9 protein-coding genes are annotated in these 18,710 nt (G+C 59.0%); 7 read left to right on the forward strand and 2 right to left on the reverse strand.

The genetic code is table 11. From position 1 onward, the window contains the following. Positions 1 to 47: 47 nt before the first annotated feature. Entirely contained in the window at positions 48 to 1,685 is a 1,638-nt protein-coding gene (locus tag P1X16_RS22185; RefSeq protein ID WP_277233887.1) for a polysaccharide lyase, read from the reverse strand. A 465-nt stretch (positions 1,686 to 2,150) separates the two neighbouring features. Between P1X16_RS22185 and P1X16_RS22190 the strand changes: the two genes are divergently transcribed. The 7 genes from P1X16_RS22190 to P1X16_RS22220 all read left to right on the forward strand — a co-directional run bounded on the left by P1X16_RS22190 (position 2,151) and on the right by P1X16_RS22220 (position 17,576). Beyond that, positions 2,151 to 4,931 (forward strand): hypothetical protein, encoded by a 2,781-nt coding sequence (locus P1X16_RS22190; RefSeq protein WP_277233889.1) that lies wholly within the window; start codon positions 2,151 to 2,153, stop codon positions 4,929 to 4,931. Positions 4,932 to 4,959: 28 nt separating this feature from the next. Beyond that, complete coding sequence (locus tag P1X16_RS22195; protein ID WP_277233890.1) at positions 4,960 to 6,528, forward strand: glycosyl hydrolase family 65 protein; 1,569 nt, start codon at positions 4,960 to 4,962, stop codon at positions 6,526 to 6,528. Positions 6,529 to 6,643: 115 nt separating this feature from the next. Further along, on the forward strand, positions 6,644 to 8,209 hold the full coding sequence (locus P1X16_RS22200) for a glycoside hydrolase family 28 protein (protein WP_277233891.1): 1,566 nt from the start codon (positions 6,644 to 6,646) through the stop codon (positions 8,207 to 8,209). 39 nt (positions 8,210 to 8,248) lie between these two features. Next, positions 8,249 to 11,074 carry a glycoside hydrolase N-terminal domain-containing protein gene (locus tag P1X16_RS22205; protein ID WP_277233892.1) on the forward strand — a complete coding sequence of 942 codons (2,826 nt, stop codon included), beginning with the start codon at positions 8,249 to 8,251 and terminating at the stop codon, positions 11,072 to 11,074. A 180-nt stretch (positions 11,075 to 11,254) separates the two neighbouring features. Further along, positions 11,255 to 14,842: a malectin domain-containing carbohydrate-binding protein gene (locus P1X16_RS22210; protein ID WP_277233894.1), complete on the forward strand. Its 3,588-nt coding sequence runs from the start codon at positions 11,255 to 11,257 to the stop codon at positions 14,840 to 14,842. A gap of 148 nt (positions 14,843 to 14,990) precedes the next feature. After that, a complete protein-coding gene (locus P1X16_RS22215) occupies positions 14,991 to 16,586 on the forward strand; it encodes a sodium:solute symporter (protein ID WP_277233897.1) in 1,596 nt (531 codons plus the stop codon). A gap of 66 nt (positions 16,587 to 16,652) precedes the next feature. After that, on the forward strand, positions 16,653 to 17,576 hold the full coding sequence (locus P1X16_RS22220) for a dihydrodipicolinate synthase family protein (protein ID WP_277233899.1): 924 nt from the start codon (positions 16,653 to 16,655) through the stop codon (positions 17,574 to 17,576). Between the two features lie 80 nt (positions 17,577 to 17,656). On the opposite strand, the gene P1X16_RS22225 is transcribed toward P1X16_RS22220, so the two are convergent. Continuing rightward, positions 17,657 to 18,550 (reverse strand): AraC family transcriptional regulator, encoded by an 894-nt coding sequence (locus P1X16_RS22225; protein ID WP_245124337.1) that lies wholly within the window; start codon positions 18,548 to 18,550, stop codon positions 17,657 to 17,659. Positions 18,551 to 18,710 lie beyond the last annotated feature (160 nt).

Consider the following 18,710-nt stretch of genomic DNA (forward strand, 5'->3'; position numbering starts at 1 on the left):
GAGCTAGTTCTTTAACTTCTAAGTATAAAACTAGTTAATAGGCTGTGCTACGACGGCCTTACTTCCTTCACGGGCACCACGCTGTTCAGGTACACTTCGATGTTGGTGTAGCCGTCTTTGCCGCGTACCTGGCTGGCGTCGTTGGCGTCGTTGGGGTTCAGCTTGTTTTTCTTTTCGTAGGCATCGGGCATGCCGTCCTTGTCGGTGTCTTGGTAAGGCTGGCCGGCGTAGGTGGGGTAGCCGCCCACCTGGTTGATGTCGGTGATGATGCCCTGCTTGTAGGAATCGATGGGAAGGCGGCGGTGCTTGAACTGCGTTTCGGGCAGCGGCACGCCTTCCTTGTACTCGATTTTGCCGGTGCGCACCTGTTTCACGATGCGCGTATCCACCGGGTCGCGCTTGGGTAGGGTGGCGCCGGCGTTTTCCAGCACGTATTGGTAGGCCTTTTCGGTGGGCATGATGGTGATATCGGGCATGGGCAGGGGCGAGTTCACGCGCATGTCGGCGGTGTACTTGCCGGCGTCGGCCAGTTCCTCCACCTGCACGCCGCCGTTCCAGTTGTCCTTGGTTACTTTCTCGTTGCCTTCCATGATGTTGCCGTTCACGTAGGCGCGGCCGTACACCTGGTACTTCAGCTTGCTGCGGCCCGATTCGGGCTTCAAAATCCGGTGGCCGACCGGTGAATCTTTCGGCGTGAGCGGGCCAGGCTTGTAGTAGTTGTTGATGATGTTGTACATGGCCCGGTAGTCGCCGCCGTCGGTGGAGCGGTGCACCCAGTTGAACATCACGTTGTTGGCGAAGTTGAAAATGCCGTTCCAGCCGATGGACGGGTTCCGGCCGGCGTTGTCGGCCCACAGATTGCGCATGAACGTGCAGTTCTCGCCCCCGAGCGTGCTGCCAAACGCGTGGTTCCAAGTGTCCAGCGACTCCGAGAAGATAGAGTTCTGAATGGTGATGTTGACCGTGCCCAGCTTCTGCTCGGGAATGCCGGTGCTGTCGTTGTACATGTGCCGGTACATCGACATGTTCTCGTCCAAGCCCCAGCTGGCCGATACGTGGTCTATCATGATGTTGCCCACCGGGTTGCCCCCAATGGCATCGTCGCGGCGGCCTACGTTGGTTTCGCCGCGGCGGAAGCGCATGTACCGGATAATCACGTCGTGCGTGTTCAGCCACACCGATTCGCCGGCCACGCAGATACCGTCGCCGGGCGCAGTTTGGCCCGCAATGGTGATGTAAGGCGCGCGAATGATGAGCGGGCTTTTCAAGCGAATAATGCCGGCCACGTTGAACACCACAATGCGCGCGCCACCTTGCTCACAGGCTTCGCGCAGTGTGCCGGGGCCGCTGTCGGCTAGGCTGGTTACCACGTACACCTTGCCGCCGCGCCCCCCGAAGGCGTGCGCCCCACCACCTTCCGCTCCCGGAAACGCCGGCAGTGGCGACTGGGGCAAATCAATCGGGCGGGCGGCCCACGGAATGTAGGGCTTACCGTTTTGGGCGTCGCGCTGGATGATGGGGTAGGCCTTGGCCCAGGCAAGGTCTGATTGCCGCTGGGCCTCTTTCATCATGTCGTTGGTAGCTTTCTGCACATCAGCCGGAATCTGCGGATACTGCGCCAGAGCGGCCTGTTGCGTGGCGAGGGAGACTGCCAAACCGAGAAGAGGACGAGCGAATTTTTTCATGAGCAGGGTAGGAGTTAAACCGCAGCTAAGTAACAAGACAAAAAGAGCCGCTACCTATACCATTTTTTCGACCCTGTGTAGGATGTTATCATTCGCTACGGGTGCACCCGGTTCGGGTGGACTTCCAGCCGGAATACCCTTATTCTGCGCGTTAGTTGCCGCTAGCAAGTGCCGCCGCGCATTGAGCAAGCTCCATAGTTTCAATCCTATAAGCGGCAGCAGACCGCGTTTTAGCGCTCGACTACACTCCTTATGTAAGGAGAGCTTTTTGCTAAGGGTTCGGCGCTCAGTTGGTGCAATTGTAGTGCGTGCGCCCAACGAAACGAGGCTTGGCAGAGGCGTTGGTGCTGCCGAGGCGCCGTGGCAATATGCTATAAGAGGCGGAGAAGATGGTATAAAGCAAGCGGGGTTGGCCACTATAACTTTGACGAGGTAGAATATTGTCTTCACCCAAAAAACCTGCCGATGCGTTGGAGTTTGTGGAAGTGCCTTGCAACTAGTTGGTTCCTGATTGGCTGCCTGCTGCTTTCCGCCCCCGGCGCGTCGGCCGCCCCCCCGAAGCCCGCTCAGACGCGCCTTATCGTGCTGCCTAAAAAAGCCCACCCGCGCCTGCGCTACGGTGCCGAGCGGCTGCTGGCGGCCCTGCAAGCGGCCGGCTACAAGGCCAGCATCACCGAGCAAGACAAAGTTAGTGGCAAGAGCAACCAGATTGTAATCGGCCGCGCCACCGATGCGCTGCTGACCCAGGCCGCTACCACTTACCACGCCACGCCCGGCGCGGCGCCCGGCAAAGAAGGCTTCACCATCACCTCGGCCGACAAAAACACTGTTCTTATTAGCGGCACCGACAATTCCGGGGTGCTCTACGGCTGCCTGGAACTGGCCGAGCAGGTGAAAGCGCTAGGCAAAATAGAAGAGAAGCTAAGCCTGAAAGAGCAACCCGAAATGGTGATGCGCGGCGCCTGCATCGGCATCCAAAAGCCGTATTACTTGCCCGGTCGCACCGTGTACGAGTACCCGTACACGCCCGAAGTGTTTCCGTGGCTCTACGATAAAGCCCTATGGGTGAAGTACCTCGACATGCTGGCCGACAACCGCATGAACTCGCTCTACCTCTGGAATGGCCACCCGTTTGCCTCATTGGTGCGCCTTAAAGACTATCCCTACGCGGTGGAAGTGGACGATGCCACCTTCAAAAAGAATGAAGAGATGTACCGCTTCCTAACCGAGGAAGCCGATAAGCGCGGTATTTGGGTGATTCAGATGTTCTACAACATCATTGTGTCCAAGCCCTTTGCCGAGCACCACAACATCAAAACCCAGGACCGCGCCCGGCCCATCGTACCGCTCATTGCCGACTACACCCGCAAATCCATTGCCGCCTTCGTCGAGAAATACCCCAACGTGGGCCTGATGGTGGCGCTTGGCGAAGCCATGGAAGGCGTCGGGCAAGACGACGTGGACTGGTTCAACAAAACCATCATTCCGGGCGTACTCGACGGCCTCAAAGCTTCCGGCCAAACCGAGCTACCACCCATCGTGCTGCGCGCCCACGACACCGACGCGCCCCGCGTGATCAACGCCGCGCTGCCGCTCTACAAGAACCTGTACACCGAAGCCAAATTCAACGGCGAGGCGCTGACCACCTACACCCCGCGCGGCTCCTGGGCTGAATTGCACCGCACCTTGAGTGGCATGAATTCGGTCCACATCGAAAACGTGCACATCCTGGCCAACCTGGAGCCGTTCCGCTACGGCTCGGCCGATTTCATCCAGAAATCGGTGCAGGCCATGCACAGCATCTACGGCGCCAACGGCCTGCACCTCTACCCGCAGGCCTCGTATTGGGACTGGCCCTACACCGCCGACAAAGCCCCGGAGCGCCTGCTGCAAATCGACCGGGACTGGATGTGGTACAAGGCCTGGTCGCGCTACGCCTGGAAAGCCGACCGCCCCCGGCCAGCCGAGGTGAAGTATTGGGGCCAGGAGCTAGGCGAGCAGTTCGGCACCACCGCTGAGGCCGGCAAGCAAGTGCTGGAAGCCTACGAGCAAGCCGGCGAAATCGAGCCGAAACTGCTGCGCCGCTACGGCATCACCGACGGCAACCGCCAGACCCTGACGCTAGGCATGCTCATGGGCCAGCTCATCAACCCCAAGCGCTACGGCCTGTTTACGCTGCTCTACGAGTCGGAGGCGCCGGAGGGCGAGATGATTATCGAGTACGCTGAGAAAGAAGCCAAAGGGCAGAAGCACATCGGCGAAACTCCACCCCAAGTGGCCGACGAAGTGCAAGCGCACGGCAAAGCCGCCGTGGCCGCCATTGAGCGCGCCGCCCCGTCCGTTACCAAAAACCAAGCGGAGTTTGCGCGCATCAAAAACGATATGTACTGCCAGGCCGTGCTGGCTGATTTCTACGCCGAGAAAGTGCGCGCCGCCTTGCAAGTGCTGCGCTATAAGTACAGCAAGAATGTAACCGACCTAGAAGCCGCCGTGCCCGCGTTGGAACGCAGTGTGCAGCACTGGCAGAAAATGGTGGACCTCACCAAGAATACCTACCTCTACGCCAACAGCATGCAAACTGCGCAGCGCAAAATCCCGATGCGCGGTGTGGATGCCACCTACATCACGTGGGCGGAAATGCTGCCCGTGTATCAGCGGGAGCTAACCAACCTGCGCCACAGCATCGACTCGCTGAAAGCCGTGAAGGCGCTGCCCGCCTCGCAGAAGTCGTTGGCCTTGCGCAACGCCCCCGTTACGCTGCTCACGAAAGCGGGCACGTACTTGGTAGCGGCGGGGCAGCCAGTTTTCGCGGATACTACAACTCAGATTACGGAGCTTGCACCGGAGCTAGCCGGCTTGAAAGGCGTGCGCCTAAGTGCCGCTCAGCAGCGCAAAAACGGCACGGAACTGCGCTTCACGACCACCAAGCCGGTACAAGTGCTGGTGGGTTATTTCAGCCAGAAAAGTTCGCGCTACCTGCCCGCGCCGCAGCTTGAAATCGATGCCAGCGCCAACGACTACGGCCAGGCCGACGTCAAGATTGCCAACGGGCTGGTAGTAGCGGGTCAGCCAGCCGTTAATGTGCATGCTTATACGTTCAAAGCCGGTACGCACACCCTCAACCTCAGCCGCGGCGCCTGCCTGATTCTCGGCTTCGTGGATGCCAGCCAGCCGCTGCGCACCTACAACGCCGGCCTTGGCGGCGGGGGCGAGCAAGCCAAGGAAATAGACTGGTTATTTGAATAAGAGACGCCGAAAAGCCCTAACTCCCACCATGCGGTTGCAAACGAAAGCACTTCTCTTCTTCCTCGGATTTCTCAATTGGCAAGCACCTAACGCTGCCGTAGCGCAGCAGCGCCCGCCGTTTGTGCTAACCACCGACAAGCTGCGCTCCAGCGTGGCCTGGTTCAACAGCATGGACCAGGAGACGGTCGTCAACCACGTGCCCAATGCCCTAGCCGCCGACTGGCTGGCCGAGCAAGTGCCGCTGTTCGAGTGCCCCGATTCGTTGTTGCAGCAAACCTACTACTACCGCTGGTGGACTTACCGCAAGCACCTCAAGCAAACGCCCGACGGCTATGTGTTCACGGAATTCATCACCCCGATGAACCACGCGGGCAAGCACAACACCATCAGCAGCGCCTTGGGGCATCACCTCAACGAAGGCCGCTGGCTGCACGACCCGCAGTACATCGACCAGTACCTGCGGTTCTGGCTGTTCGCCGACCCCAAGCAGCCCAAGCCCAAGCTGCGCGCCTTTAGCAGTTGGTTGCAGGACGCGGTATACAGCATGTATCTGGTCAGCCCCAACAAGGCCATGGTGCAAGAGCTGCTGCCCGTGCTACACACCGATTACCGGCAGTGGGAAAAGGAAAAAATGCTGCCCAACGGCATGTTCTGGCAGTTTGATGTGCGCGACGCCATGGAAGAATCCATCAGCGGCAGCCGCAAGGAAAAGAATGTGCGCCCCACCATCAACAGCTACATGTACGGCAACGCCAAGGCCATGACCGCCATGGCCAAGCTAGTGAAAAACGATACGCTGCAAACCAGGTACGCGCAGAAAGCCAAGCAACTCCGCGCCGACGTGCAGCGCACCTTGTGGGACGAGAAAGGCACCTTCTTTAAAGTGCAATACGAAAAAGGGGGCCTCTGCGAAGCCCGCGAGGAGCTCGGCTACATTCCGTGGTACTTCTCGTTGCCCGCCGACAAACCCTCCTACGCCAAGCAGTGGACCCACCTCACCGACACAGCCGGCTTCCGGGCGCCGTGGGGCATCACCACGGCCGAGCGGCGCGCCCCCGGCTTCCGCACCCACGGCTCGGGCCACGGCTGCGAGTGGGACGGCGCGGTGTGGCCCTACGCCACCACCCAAACCCTGAAGGGCCTCGCCAACCTGCTGACCGAGTACAAAAACCAGGACGGCATGAGCGCGCAGGTGTACTTTGATGAGCTGCGCAAATACGCGCAGTCGCACCAGAAAAACGGCGTGCCCTACATCGGCGAGTACCAGGACGAGAAAAACGGCGAGTGGCTAAAGGGCGACAACCCGCGCAGCAGCTACTACAACCACTCCGGTTTCGCCGACCTCATCATCACCGGGCTAGTCGGCCTCAAACCCCGCCCCGACAACGTAGTGGAGCTTTTTCCGCTGGTGCCACAAGGCAAATGGGACTACTTCTGCCTCGACCAAGTACGCTACCACGGCCGCCTGCTCACGGTGCTTTGGGACAAAACCGGCGCCAAATACAACAAAGGCCAGGGCCTGCGCATCTTCGCCGACGGCAAGGAAATCTACCATGGCAAGGAGCTGAAAAAAGTTACCGCCAAGCTTCCAAGCTGATAGTTGAGTTCTCACACGTGCCGAAACTGCAACGCCAAAGGCCACAAGTTAAGCGAGATGCATCGGCAAGTTAGCCCAACCGTTCAGGACTTCTGCCCCCTAGTAAAGATTCGATATGCAATACAACTTCCTTCGTTTCAGTGGTTTTTGCTTGCTGTTCTTGCTTTGCGCTACGGCCGCACAAGCGCAACAGTACTACAATGTGTTGAAATACGGTGCCCGCAACGACAGCACCAAGCTGGCCACGGCGGCCATCAAGAAAGCCATTGACGCGGCCGCCAAAGCGGGCGGCGGCACGGTGTACTTCCCGGCGGGCAAGTACCGAACCGGCCCGATTCATCTTAAAAGCAACATCACTATTGACATAGGAGCCGGCGCCGTGCTTTACTTCAGCGACAATTTCGACGATTACCTGCCCATGGTAGAGTCGCGCTACGAGGGCATTGATGTCAAGACCTTTTCGCCGTTTTTCTATGCCTACAAGGCCGAGAACATCACTATCAAGGGGCGCGGCACCATTGATGGGCAAGGCAAAAAGTGGTGGGATTTCGCGGAGGGTGCCTCGCGCAAAAGTCAGGATTCGAAATGGCAGCAGGAATTCTTCCGTCTCAACGCCAACATCCTGAAACCCGACCTGCCCGGCGTGATAGAGCGAGGCTTTCTGCGGCCGCCGTTCATCCAGCCGATGTACTGCAAAAACGTGCAGATCGAAGGCATCACCATCCGCAACTCGCCGTTCTGGACGGTGAACCCCGAGTTCTGCGAAAACGTGACCATCACCGGCGTCACCATCAACAACCCGCCTTCGCCCAACACCGACGGCATCAACCCCGAGTCGTGCCGCAATGTGCACATCGCCAACTGCCACATCAGCGTCGGCGACGACTGCATCACCATCAAGTCGGGCAAGGACCGGGCGGGGCGCAAGATGAACGTGCCGGCCGAAAACTACACCATCACCAACTGCACCATGCTCTCGGGACACGGCGGCGTAGTGATTGGCAGCGAGATGTCGGGGGGCGTAAAGAAAATCACTATTTCCAACTGCATCTTCGACGGCACCGACCGTGGCATCCGCATCAAAACGGCCCGCGGTAGGGGTGGGGTGGTCGAGGATATACGGGTGGATAACGTGGTGATGAAGAACATCCGCGAGCAAATCATCGTGCTGGACATGCAGTACGCCAACTCCCCGGCCGAGCCCGTCACGGAGCGTACGCCGCGGTTCCGCAACATTCATTTCAGCAACATCACCGCCGAGGGCAACCAAGCGGGCCTACTCAACGGCCTCGCCGAGATGCCCATCGAAAACGTCACGTTCAGCAACATGAACATCGACGCCAAGCAGGGCTTCACGGTGAAGGAGGCGCGCAACATCGCCTTCCACAATGTGCAGGTAAACCCTGCCGCCGGCCCCGCCGTGCGCGCCGAAAACGTGCAGCAACTCTGGCTCGACGGCATCCGCAGCGCCATGCCCTCCGTCACCACTCCACTTCTAGAGCTAACCAACACCGAAGACGCCTTCGTGTACAACGCATTTCCGGCCGCCGGCACCGAAACCTTCCTCAAGCTAAAAGGCGCCAAAACCCGCAACATCGTGCTGCAAAACAACAACTTCAAGTACGTGAAAGCCCCGGTAAGCCAAGACGAATCGGTGAAGGAAAAAGTAGCGGTGAACTAGGTATCTAGTTTCCAGAGCACAATTGAATTAAATCCACCCATGCCCCACCCACGCCTTACTGTTCTTCTTGCATTCTTGTGCTGGCTAACGGCTACCATCTGTGCGGGGCAGCAACCGTTGAGGCTCTGGTACGCGCAGCCGGCCGCAAAATGGACCGATGCCCTGCCGATTGGCAATGGCAGGCTAGGCGGGATGGTGTTCGGCGGAGTAGAGCAGGAGCGGATTCAGTTCAACGAAACCACGCTCTGGACCGGGCGGCCGCGCAACTACAATCGCCCCGGTGCGGCGCAGTACTTGCAGCCTATCCGGCAGTTGCTGGCCGAGGGCAAGCAGGCTGAGGCAGAAGCCTTGGCCGCCGAGCATTTTATGGGCGTGCGGGACCATGAAAAAGAATACGACGCTCAAAAAACCGCGTGGCTCAAGCAGGTGCAAGCCACCACCGTAGCGGAAGCCGCGGCGTCCACTCACCCGTGGAAACCGTTGAAGCTGCCCACGCCCAACGGGTGGGAAAGTGCCGGCCTTGAAGGATTAGACGGGGCCGTGTGGTTTAAAACCACCTTCGAACTGCCCGCAGCGTGGGCAGGCAAAAACCTCACGCTCAGCCTAGGCCGCATCCGCGACGTGGACATAACCTACGTGAACGGCACGCAAGTTGGCACCGACGAGGGTATCAGCAAGAAGCGGCGCTACCAAGTGCCCGCCGCCGTGTTGCGCCCCGGCGTGAATCAGTTGCTGGTGCAGGTGCTCAACTTCTATGACAAGGGCGGCCTGATTGGCGTGAAGGAGCAGCAACCGGTACTGGTGGTGTACCCCGAGGGCGCCGACCCGGCCACCGGCGTGCCCTTGAATCCAGCCTGGCAGTACTGGATCCAAGACGACAAGCCCCCGTTGTTTCCGAGCTACCAAGCCTCGTATCAGCCCTTCGGCGACGTGCTGCTGGATTTCACGCAGAAGGGTGCCGCCACGGAGTACCAACGGGAGTTAAACATCAGCCAAGCCGTGGCCCGGACGCAGTACAAGCAGGCCGGAGTGACGTTCACCCGGGAGTACTTCGCTAGTGCCCCACGCAACGCCCTGGTTTGCCGGTTGACGGCCGACCAAAAAGGCCGCATCAGCCTGAGCGCTCAACTGCAAAGTCCGCACAAAAACCAGAAGGTGTACCGCATTGACGACCACACGCTGGCCTTAGCCGTGCAAGTGCGCGACGGAGTGCTGCGCGGCGTGAGCTATCTGCGCGTAGATGCCAAGCGCGGCAAGGTAACGGTGACTGACAGTCAGATCAAGCTAGAAAACGCCGACGAAGCCACTTTCACCCTGACGGCCGCCACCAACTTCGAGAACTATCAGCAAGCCAATGCCCAACCTGAGAAACGGGTCGAGCAGACGCTACGCAACGGCAGTGGCAAGTCCTTCGCTGACCTCAAAACCGAACACATCCGCGACTATCAAGGGCTGTTCAATGGCTTTTCCGTGGACTTGGGGCACAGCCAAAACGAAAAGCTCCCCATCGATGCTCGGATCAAGCAGTTCAGCCCTGCCGCTGACCCGGCGCTACTGGCGCTGTATATGCAGTACGGGCGCTACTTGCTGATTTCATCGTCGCGGGCGGGGGGGCAGGCGGCCAATTTGCAGGGCATCTGGAACGAGTCGTTGACGCCTTCATGGGGCAGCAAGTACACCACCAATATCAACCTGCAAATGAACTACTGGCCGGCTGAGGTGCTTGGGCTGTCGGCTTGCACGGCGCCGCTGATGCAGCTGATCGGCGAAACGGCGGCGGCCGGTAAAGTCACGGCCAAAGAGCACTACAACGCCCGCGGGTGGGTGCTGCACCACAACACCGATTTGTGGCGCGGCACGGCGCCCATCAACGCCTCCAACCACGGGATTTGGGTGACGGGAGCGGCTTGGCTGAGCCAGCACCTTTGGGAGCATTACCAGTTCACGCACGACAAAAAGTTTCTGCGTCAGCACTACCCCTTCATGAAGGAGGCGGCCACGTTCTTTCTGGATTTCTTGGTACCCGACCCGCGCACCGGCTGGCTGATCAGCACGCCTTCCAACTCGCCCGAGCACGGCGGCCTAGTGGCCGGTCCCACCATGGACCACCAACTGATTCGGGAACTGTTCAAGAACTGCAGCGCCGCCGCGCAAGCTCTCGGCACCGATGCCGCTTTCCGGCAAACCCTTACCGAAAAAGCCAGCCAGATAGCCCCCAACCAAATCGGCAAGCACGGGCAACTGCAAGAGTGGCTGGAAGACAAAGACGACCCCACTGATACGCACCGCCACGTTTCGCACGTGTGGGGCGTGTTTCCCGGCACCGATATCACTTGGGACACCAACCCGAAGCTGATGCAAGCGGCGCAAACCTCCCTGACGCAACGCGGCGACGAAGGCACCGGCTGGAGCTTGGCTTGGAAAGTCAACCTATGGGCGCGCTTCAAGGATGGCAACCACGCCCTGCGGATACTGGAAAAGCTGCTCTCCCCGGCCGAAAACGCCACGGGCAGCGAGCAGGGCGGCGTGTACAAAAATCTGTTTGATGCCCACCCACCCTTCCAAATCGACGGCAACTTCGGTGGCGCGGCCGGCATGGCGGAACTGCTGCTGCAAAGCCACGCCGGCTACCTCGACCTGCTGCCCGCCCTCCCCACCGCTTGGCCCGACGGCACCATCCGCGGCTTGCGTGCCCGCGGGGGCTTCGTGGTGGATATGCAGTGGCAGAAAGGCGCGTTGCAACAGCTGGAAATCAAATCAGAAGCGGGCCAAGAATGCGTGTTGCACTACGGCTTTAAGCAAGCGCGCTTCCCAACCAAAGCCGGCAAGATATACAAGTTAACTGCTGATTTGAAGTTGAAATAAGATGCTAGTAGCTGGTTCATCAGCTGAATTTCGCGCATCAAGCGGCGTGCGTTAAGGGTGATTATCCCATGCTACAACGATGACTAGTACTAGCTTCTAATTCTAGTTAACCACCCCGGCCTCCGGCCACCCCTGCTTGAAAAAGGAGGGGTGCTAAAACCTAGCTCTAACACATCTGCCATGCCCCGCTTTGCTCTGCCTTCCGTTCTGCTGTTGCTTTCCTGGCTGCTAACTGCCAATGCAGTAGTGGGGCAGCCGGGTCTGCGGGTGGCGGTGCCGCTGCTAGACAATTGGCGCACGGTAGCCGACGACAAAAACCAGCAGGCCTTCAACGGCTTTGAAAAGCCCAACTTCAACGACCAAAGCTGGCAAACCGTGGCAGTGCCCCACAATTGGGATGCCTACGAAGGCTACCGGCGGCTGCGCCACGGCAACCGCCACGGCTACGCCTGGTACCGCAAAACCTTCCCCGTGAAGGCCGCACAAAAGGACGCCCGGTATTTCCTGTTTTTCGAAGGCGTGGGCTCCTACGCGACGGTGTGGCTGAACGGCCGGCCGGTGGGCACGCACGCCGGTGGCCGCACCACCTTTACCCTGGACGTAACCGAAGCCGTGCTGCTTGATGGCCGCCCCAACGTGCTGGCCGTCCGGGCCGACCATCCAGCTGGCATTCAGGATTTGCCGTGGGTGTGCGGGGGCTGCTCTGAGGAAAGAGGTTTTTCGGAAGGCTCGCAGCCGATGGGCATCTTCCGGCCGGTACAGTTAATCGTTACCAATCCGGTGCGGATCGAGCCGTTTGGCGTGCACATCTGGGCCGATTCCACCGTGTCGGCGCAGGCGGCGCAACTGCACGTGGATTCGGAAGTGCGCAACTACTACGGCAAGCCGCAAACCGTAACTGTGGTTAATCAATTGTTTGATCGGCAAGGCAAGAAGGTGGCCGAAGTTAAATCCACGCAGAAGCTGGCAGCCGGCAAAACCGTGCAGGTTCAACAGTTGCTGCCGACGCTCACGCAGCCGCATTTGTGGTCGTTGGACGACCCGTATCTGTATCGGCTGGTGACGCAAGTGCGTGCGAAAGGAAAGGTGCTCGACGAACTGGAAACGCCCTATGGAATTCGTTGGATTAGCTGGCCGATTGGCCCGGCCGCGGCCAAGCACAAGCAGTTTCTGTTGAATGGCAAGCCCGTTTTCATCAACGGCATTGCCGAATACGAACACTTGCTCGGCCAAAGCCACGCCTTTGGGGCCGAGCAGATCCGGACGCGGGTAGAGCAAATGAAAGCGGCCGGTTTCAATGCCTTCCGCGACGCGCACCAGCCCCACAACCTGCGCTACCAAGCCAATTGGGATTCGTTGGGCTTGCTATGGTGGCCGCAGCTGGCCGCCCACGTGTGGTATGATAACCCGGCATTTCGCCAGAATTTCAAAACCTTGCTCGTTGATTGGGTGAAGGAGCGACGCAACAGCTCATCCATTGTGCTGTGGGGGCTGGAAAACGAAAGCACTTTGCCCGAAGACTTCGCCCGCGAATGTACTGCCCTCATCCGCCAACTCGACCCCACAGCTTCGGCGCAGCGCAAAGTCACGACCTGCAACGGGGGCAAGGGTACCGATTGGGACGTGCCCCAAAACTGGACCGGCACCTACGGCGGCGACCCCAACACCTACGCCGCCGACGTGGAGCGGCAGGTGCTTATTGGCGAGTACGGCGCCTGGCGCACCCTCGATCTGCACTCCGAAGGCCCACCCGTTTTCAACAGTGGTCCGTTCAGCGAAGACCGGTTCACGCAGCTTATGGAGCTGAAAGTGCGCCTTGCGGAAGCGGCCAAAGACAAAACCGCGGGCCACTTCTTCTGGCTGTTCACTTCCCACGACAACCCCGGCCGGGTGCAAGGCGGGGAGGGGCAGCGCGAACTAGACCGCATCGGCCCGGTGAACTATAAGGGCTTGCTGACGCCCTGGGAAGAGCCAACGGACGCGTTTTACATGTTCCGCGCCAACTACGCTCCCAAGGACAAAGAGCCCATGGTCTACATTGCCTCGCACACCTGGCCCGACCGGTGGCTGAAACCGGGGCGCAAAGACAGCATTGCGGTGTATTCGAACTGCGACGAAGTGGAGCTGTTCAACGACGTAAATGCCGCCTCGCTCGGCCGCAAAACCCGCGCCGGCATCGGCACCCATTTCCAGTGGGACGGGGTGGACGTACGCTACAACGTGCTCTACGCCGTGGGCTACGTGGCCGGCAAGGCCGTGGCCCGCGACTACATCGTGCTCAACCACTTACCCGCAGCGCCCGGCTTCAGGGCGTTTCTAGCCGATGCCCAACCCATAACGGCCCCGCAGCCGGGCCACAATTACCTGTACCGGGTGAACTGCGGCGGGCCGGCGTACGTGGACCGCCACGGCAGCACTTGGCAGGCCGACCAGCCCCGCACCAACTCCCAAACCTGGGGTTCCGAGTCGTGGACGCGGGACTTTCCCGGCTTGTCGCCGTTCTTCGCCAGCCAGCGCCGCACCCACGACCCCATCCAAGGCACCACCGACTGGCCGCTGTTTCAGAGTTTCCGCTACGGCCGCGAAAAGCTGCGCTACGCCTTCCCGGTGCCCAACGGCGAATACATGGTGGAACTGTACTTCGTGGAGCCCTGGCTCGGCACCGGCGGCGGGCTCGACTGCACCGGCTGGCGCTTGTTCGATGTGGCCGTTAACAACCAGACAGTACTTAAGGACCTGGACATCTGGAAGGAAGCGGGCCACGACCAAGCCCTGAAAAAGACGGTGAAAGTGCGCGTAACGGATGGGCAGCTCGTCGTGTCGTTTCCGCACGTAGCATCCGGGCAGGCCCTGATTTCCGGTATTGCTATTGCCAGCCCCGACGCCACTGCGAAGTCCGCGCCCGCCCCGCAGCCCGTTATCAGTGGCCTGACCGTAGCCGACCAAGGCTCGGCGGGGCAATGGACAACCCAAACCTGGCTGGATACCGGCAATTTCCCCTATACCAACGACCAAGCCACGTTCAGCAGTTTGCCTTCCGCTTTGTACGGCGCCGAGTGGCTGCGGGCGCCGCTAAATGTAGCTTCCGCGAATAAGCCCCGCGCTACCTTCCAGGTAACCACCGCGGCCGATGTGTACATCAATCTGGATGCCAAGCAAAGCACCGCGCCCGCTTGGCTGCGCGAGTACGAGGACACCAAAACCACGCTGGAAATCAGCTACGCCGGTGGCCGCACGTTCCGCGTGTACCGCAAGCGGTTTCCGGCCGGCACTACCGTCACGCTCGGCCCCAATAGCCGCGCCGCTGCCCCGGACGCTTTGCCTTACCTGGTGGCCGTCAACCGCGCCACCACCATCGAGCCAGCTTACGACCTCAAGCCCGTGACTGGCTACAAGCCGGCTACGGCCCGCCTCTCGGGGGCCGGCGTGGTGAAAGACGTGGTGCACGAAAAGGAAAGTGTTACCTTCAAAGAAGCCACCGGTGGGGCCGTGGAATGGACCATCAGCGTAGGCGTTGCTGATACGTATTCTCTGACCTTGCGCTACGCTAACCAGCTAGCTAAGCCGCTGAAAGGCAAGCTTTCCGTGGCCCTGGCCGATGGCACGGTGCTTAAGGAAGAAGAGGTGGAACTGGTGCCTTCCAAACCCGGCAAGTGGAACTACCTGGCTAGCTCCACCGGCTCGATGATCAACGCGGGCAGCTACAAGATCAAATTCAGTGGTACTGATGCCGCCGGGCTCAGCGTATCGGGGTTGGAAGTGCAATAAAACCTGGAAAAATCTAGGGAGGCGAAGATGCTACAATAGGAAGGGAAAATCATACACCAACCCTGTAGCAGGGGCAGGTAAATTTGCTATTGATACTGCTACTAAAGGTTTCAGGCAAGGATTCTCCGCATTTCGACAATATTGTCTTATGAACAATCTGCGAGTTCTCGACCTGGCCATTATTGCGCTCTACCTGGTGGCTATGATAGCCGTGGGGGTGTATTTCGCCCGCAAAAACAAAAATCCCGAACAATACTCCAGTGCCTCCGGCTCGATTCCGGGTTGGGCCATTGGCATGTCCATCTACGCTACTTTTCTGAGTAGCAACACCTTCTTGGGCGTGCCGGGCAAGGCATTCGGTACCAACTGGAACGCGTTTGTGTTCAGCGTCTCGATGCCGCTGGCGGCGTGGGTGGCGGCCCGCTACTTTGTGCCGTTCTACCGCAGCACCGGCGAGATTTCAGCTTATACGCACCTGGAAAAGCGTTTCGGGAGTTGGGCCCGCACCTACGCGGTGGTGTGTTTTCTGCTGACGCAACTGGCGCGCATCGGTTCTATTTTCTTCGGTATTGCCCTCACGTTGCAGGCCCTGACGGGCTTTTCGATGGAGATGATTATGCTGGTGACGGGCATTTGCATCATCGTGTACACCGTGCTCGGCGGCATTGAGGCCGTTATCTGGACCGAGGTGGTGCAGGGCGTTATCAAGACCTTTGGGGCGCTGCTGATTCTGTATCTGATTGTCGAGAATATGCCGGGCGGCGTAGCCAACATTGGCACCATCGGCCAGCAAAACGACAAGTTCAGCTTGGGTGGTTTCGCGCCTGACTTCACCCAATCCACATTTTGGGTGGTGCTGCTTTACGGTTTCTTTATCAACCTCAACAATTTCGGGGTCGACCAGAACTACGTGCAGCGCTACCACACGGCGGCGTCGGCCAAGCAGGCCGCCAAATCCATTTGGCTATGCGTGCTGCTGTATTTGCCGGCTTCGCTGCTGTTCTTTGTTATCGGTACGGCGCTGTTTGCTTACTACCAAGTGCACCCCGAGCTGATTGAGGCCGTGAAATTGAAAGTAGCCGCCGAACGGTTGCCGCTCACCGCCTCCGTGGCCCAAATCAGCCAAGCAGCTGCGCAGCTGCTACCCACCGACTACGGCGACAAGGTGATGCCGCACTTCATGGTCACCAAGATTCCGCCGGGCTTCGTCGGGCTCATCGTGTCGGCCATCCTGTCGGCGGCCATGAGCACTATTAGCTCCGGCATGAATGCCTCGGCCACCGTCTTCACCGCCGACATCTACGAGCGGTACTTCAAGCCCAACCTCAGCGGCCGGCAAACCATGCGCATGCTGCACCTCGGCACGGTAGTGGTCGGGCTGATGGGCATGGGCACCGGCATTGCCATGATTGGGGTGAAAAGCGTGCTGGACGTTTGGTGGGAACTGTCCGGGATTTTTGCGGCGGGCATGCTTGGGTTGTTTCTGCTGGCCGTTATCAGCCGCCAAACCCGCAACCACGAAGCCCTGACGGCCACCGCTATTGGCGTGCTGGTTATTCTTTGGATGACGTTCTCGCCCAGCCTGCCCGAGAGCTTTGGCCCGCTCCGTAACCCGTTGCACAAAAGCATGATTATCGTGGTCGGTACGCTGACCATCTTTTTGATTGGACTGCTGCTTTCCCGGCTCCGCAAAAGCCCGGTGGTAGCCAGCCGGCCCGAGGAAATCGAGCTGCCCGTCCACTAAGCGCCCACTTGCTAACCTGATAGGCCCCGCGCGGCCCCACTACCAGACAAGTCGTCTACCCCAACCATGGAAAAAACGCCGAAGGGATTTATCCCCGTTATGCTCATGCCCTTTCAAAACGACGGGCAAATTGATTATCCGGCGCTTACTCGCCTGACAGAGTTGTACTTAGAGGCCGGCGCCGCCGGTTTGTTCGCCAATTGTTTGTCCAGCGAAATGTTCGAGCTGAGCGCGCAGGAACGGCTTGAAACCATCCGCCACGTGGTGGAGGTGGTGGGCGGCGCCGTGCCCGTAGTAGCTACCGGCACCTTCGCCGGCGCCCTCAACGAGCAAGCCGACTTCGTGAAGAAAGTCTACGACGCCGGCACCGAAGCCGTCATCGTCATCACCGGCCTACTAGCCACCGAGCAAGAGTCGGACGCGGTGTTCGACGAGCGAATCTTCCGGCTTTTGGATTGGACGCCGGGTATTCCTATCGGTTTCTACGAGTGCCCCGAGCCCTACAAACGCGTGTTGTCGGCCAAGCAGCTCGGACAATTCGTGGACACGGGCCGCGTGACGTATCACAAAGACACCTGCCTCGATATCGAGCAGGTGCGCGCCAAACTCGCCGCGGTGGAAGGCCATCCTTTCGGCCTCTACGACGCCTACATGGGCCACGCCGTGGAATCGTTGCGGGCCGGCGCGGCGGGACTGTCCTGCATTCAGGGCAATTTCTTTCCGGAGTTGATTGTGTGGCTTTGCAACAACTTTGACAACCCCCACGCAACGGCGGAAGTGGAGACGGTGCAGCAGTTCTTCGTTAAGAACATGGACGTGATGCACAACGTGTATCCCATCGTGGCCAAATACTCGCTCAAGCAGCGGGGCATGGATATTTCCACTTTTACCCGCCGTCGAGTAGGCACCTTCACCAGCTCGATTCGGCAGGGCGTGGAAGCTCTCTGCGGGGATTACAACATCCTGAGCAGAAGCCTGGAACTAGTGTAAAAGGGGCACTGGTGTGAGAGGAAAAAGGCCATTATGCTGAGCAACGCTCACGCATAATGGCCTTTTTTACGTTGCTGCGCTTAAGCCGCAGCCAGCTCTTTGTAGCTGTGCAAGTATTTCTTCTTGTACTCAAGCGGCGTCATTTTGGTGATTTTCTTGAAGTGCCGGTAGAAGTTGGACACGTTGTTGAAGCCGCACTCAAAGCAGATAACCTCGGTGGGTAGCTTGTCCTCGATTAGCAGGCGGCAAGACTGACTGATGCGAATCTCGATGAGGAAGTCGTAGTAGGTTTTCTTGGTGATCAGCTTAAAGTACCGACAGAAAGAAGTCACGCTCAGGTTACTGATAGAGGCAATTTCTTCGAGCGTGATTTCCTTTTTGTAGTTGGACAGCGTGTAGTTGCACACCTTGTTGATGCGCTGCACATCCGACTCGTTGCTTTGCTTGAAGGCGTGGTGCTCCGAGGCAATCGTCTCGATTTCCGTCGTTTCTGAGAGGATTTTGAGGATGGACAGGAAGATGATGATGCGGTCGAGGTCGGTGGCGTGCACGGCGGCCAGCATCAGGGGCGCCAGCCGGGCCTTGGCTTCGCCACTCAGAATCAGGCCGCTTTTCGCTTTCTCGAACAGCTTGGGTATCAAGTAGGCTTCGGGCAAACCGAGCAAGTAGCGGCCCAAGCACTCGGGCAGAAATTGAATTACCACGGCTTCCACTTCCAGCTCCGGATTGCACTGAAAATACTCTTCGTTGCAGCGCCAGGTGTGGGGCAAGTTGGCACCCAGCAGGATAATCTCGCCCGCCGAAAAGTTGCTGATGTTGTCGCCTACCAAGCGCACGCCTTCCCCCTTAATCACGTAGTGCAGTTCAAGCTCCGGATGATAATGCCAGATGGTACCAAAGTTGGGCTTCCGGTCGTGGCGGATGCTAAAGGAACTCTGGTTGTTAACTGGGATTTTGTGAAAGTGGGCTTTCATGGGAAGGAAGGGTAAAAGTGGAAGGTAGAGCGAGAAATAACCAGCTATAAAGCAGTCTTAGCAAGCAGCGTATTCTAGGATCTTATCTTGGAAGCAAATCTTTGGAACTGGTGCTAATCCAGAAGTGGAAGGGAGGAATTGCCACTAATATATTTTACGC

This window comes from Hymenobacter sp. YC55 (assembly GCF_029433095.1).
Taxonomy (GTDB): Bacteria; Bacteroidota; Bacteroidia; order Cytophagales; family Hymenobacteraceae; genus Hymenobacter.

Coding starts and splice junctions, on each gene's coding strand:
- P1X16_RS22185 (WP_277233887.1), bottom strand. CDS start 1,685: ATGAAAAAATTCGCTCGTCCTCTTCTCGGTTTGGCAGTCTCCCTCGCC.
- P1X16_RS22190 (WP_277233889.1), top strand. CDS start 2,151: ATGCGTTGGAGTTTGTGGAAGTGCCTTGCAACTAGTTGGTTCCTGATT.
- P1X16_RS22195 (WP_277233890.1), top strand. CDS start 4,960: ATGCGGTTGCAAACGAAAGCACTTCTCTTCTTCCTCGGATTTCTCAAT.
- P1X16_RS22200 (WP_277233891.1), top strand. CDS start 6,644: ATGCAATACAACTTCCTTCGTTTCAGTGGTTTTTGCTTGCTGTTCTTG.
- P1X16_RS22205 (WP_277233892.1), top strand. CDS start 8,249: ATGCCCCACCCACGCCTTACTGTTCTTCTTGCATTCTTGTGCTGGCTA.
- P1X16_RS22210 (WP_277233894.1), top strand. CDS start 11,255: ATGCCCCGCTTTGCTCTGCCTTCCGTTCTGCTGTTGCTTTCCTGGCTG.
- P1X16_RS22215 (WP_277233897.1), top strand. CDS start 14,991: ATGAACAATCTGCGAGTTCTCGACCTGGCCATTATTGCGCTCTACCTG.
- P1X16_RS22220 (WP_277233899.1), top strand. CDS start 16,653: ATGGAAAAAACGCCGAAGGGATTTATCCCCGTTATGCTCATGCCCTTT.
- P1X16_RS22225 (WP_245124337.1), bottom strand. CDS start 18,550: ATGAAAGCCCACTTTCACAAAATCCCAGTTAACAACCAGAGTTCCTTT.